A 2,273-nucleotide genomic window follows, 5' to 3' on the forward strand; every position below is an offset into this window, starting at 1 on the left:
CTTAAGTTTATGATGTTGACTTGAAGTGGTGGTTGATAACTAAACCGGGCAGACTGACCGATGAAGAATTTAGGATCATGAAAACGCACAGTGAAATAGGTGCGATCCTGATCCAGGATATGCCTTTTCCAAAGGATAAACCATTGGTGCATACCGCATGGGAAATCTGCAGATGGCATCATGAAAGATGGGATGGAAAAGGCTATCCGGATGGACTGAAGGGTGAAGAGATACCAATTTCAGCACAGGTCGTATCGATAGTCGATGTTTATGATGCACTTACCAGTGAAAGATGCTATAAGAAAGCATTTGATCATGATACAGCGGTTAAAATGATCCTGGAAGGACAGTGTGGACAGTTCAATCCGGTTCTTCTTAAATGCTTAAAAGAACTCAGGCTTCAGCTTTCTAAAATGCTTACTGACAAAATAGATGATGATAAACAGTACTATGAGGCGCAGAGGCTCTCTAATGAAATATTACGGGAAAAGTCTTTGCCCCGTAAAAATTATTCCCAGTATGCCATTAAGCTTATGCAGGAAAAAATAGAGTTTTTTAAAATGAATAGCGGCAAAAATTCCATTGAGTATAATGCAATTTCAGGCCAGCTGACTATAATGAACGAAAAAAAGCAGATAATATGTCAAAGAGATGATCCAAAGTACGATGTATTCAATATATTCGAAGTAAGCGGCGAAGATATAGGACATGTCAGAGATTTGCTGGCTCAGGCATCTGAGCAAAATAAAGAAATCTCATTGCAGGTAATGGCAAAGATGGAAAACAAAAAACAGATGTATGATCTGAAACTTCATACTCTATGGTCTCCTCTGAAAAAAGACGGATTTATAGGAATTGTCGGATACTTTGATATTGTTAAAGAAGAAAATACAACAGAGCAGCAGGGATAGAAGAAAGAAAATGGGAAACAATCCCAGAGGGGGATCCGTAATGAAAAAGAAAAGATGGAACAGGGCTTTGGCTGTACTTTTAATGATGGTGATGAGTATATCACTTCTGTCGGCCTGCGGCGGAAAAAGTGAGAAAAAAGAAGATGCAGAAACCATCACGGTATATTTATGGAGCACAAAAGTACAGTTTACAAGGGACTACACAGGGTAGGTATCTGACGGGAGGGGTTCCGCCCGTCAGATTTTCCATGTGATATTCAAGCTGTCGCTTGTGGCGGCTATGGTGGTAATCATCAAGTCCACCACCCGCCGTTTGTCGTCAAAGGATACATTCTCCCAAGTGTCGAGGTAGCCGGAAATCTGGCTGACCTGTTCCGGGCTGATGGCTTCCACCGTTAGTTCCGCTATCCTCGCCAGAAGTTCCTGCTTGCGTCCGTCCAGTTCTGCTATCTTCACATTCACATAGGAGAGCAGCACATTGTTTGCGCTCGTCAGACTGTCCACCAGTTTTTCAATCTCGCCGTCCACATGGGCAAGTTCCACTTGCAGGGCGGCAATTTTCGGGTTTGCCTTTGCCGCTTTCTTTCTGCCTGTCAGCGTCTTGTAGCTTGCCAGTTTCTTTACCATCTGCTGATAAACAACCGTTTCCAGTTCCGAAGTGATGATTTTCCCGCACCCGGCACAGCTTTTATTGTCCAGCCGTTTTGTGCAGCGGAGATATTGCTTTCCCACAGGATTGTTAATGCTCATAAGGGCATACCCGCAGTTTCCGCACTTGATTTTTCCCGCCAGCCATGTATGGGTGGCTTTCCGGGCAGACTGGATTTTCATGTTGTTCATCAGCTTCTTGCGGCAGGTCAGCCAGATGTCGGAGGGGACAATGCCCTCATGGGGAGCCAGCACCAGCATTTGGTCTTTCAAGTCGTTCTTTTTGCTGGGCTTCACATCCCGCCCTTGATACAGATAGCAGCCATTCATGCCGGTAAAATCGGCAGCGTCATTGACAATGATTGTCCCTTGACTTTTGAAAAATTCGTACACATCAAGGTCTGCCTGCACATAGACAGGATTGCGTAACATCTGCGCCAGCGTGGGGCGTATTAGTTCCTTGCCGTTGAATAAAATTCCCTGTTCGGCAAAGTACCGGGTAATATCCCCGTAGGAGGTTGTGGGCTGGGCGTACATCTCGAACATCAGCCGGATATTTGCCGCTTCGTCTGGGTTTACCACCAGCTTCTTTGTGTTGATACCGTCCATCTTGATTGGCTCTGTATGGAAGCCGTAAGGGGCTTTCCCGCCCATCTTGAAGCCTCGCTGGCTACGGGAATAGTAAGCGTCCGTTACCCGCTTCTGTATGGTTTC

The 2,273-nt window shown here is 45.4% G+C and carries 3 protein-coding genes; 2 read left to right on the forward strand and 1 reads right to left on the reverse strand.

Annotated features, from left to right (window positions below; translation table 11 throughout):
- Positions 1-20: 20 nt before the first annotated feature.
- Complete coding sequence (locus DW826_RS17770) at positions 21-911, forward strand: HD domain-containing phosphohydrolase (protein WP_347472430.1); 891 nt, start codon at positions 21-23, stop codon at positions 909-911.
- Between the two features lie 40 nt (positions 912-951).
- Positions 952-1,122: a hypothetical protein gene (locus tag DW826_RS18415; RefSeq protein WP_181968109.1), complete on the forward strand. Its 171-nt coding sequence runs from the start codon at positions 952-954 to the stop codon at positions 1,120-1,122.
- Positions 1,123-1,148: 26 nt separating this feature from the next.
- On the opposite strand, the gene DW826_RS17780 is transcribed toward DW826_RS18415, so the two are convergent.
- The coding region (locus tag DW826_RS17780; RefSeq protein ID WP_117553335.1) for a recombinase family protein at positions 1,149-2,273 on the reverse strand (1,125 nt) is incomplete at its 5' end.

It is taken from the genome of Clostridium sp. AM34-11AC, assembly GCF_003435375.1.
GTDB classification, from domain to species: domain Bacteria; phylum Bacillota; class Clostridia; order Lachnospirales; family Lachnospiraceae; genus Pilosibacter; species Pilosibacter fragilis.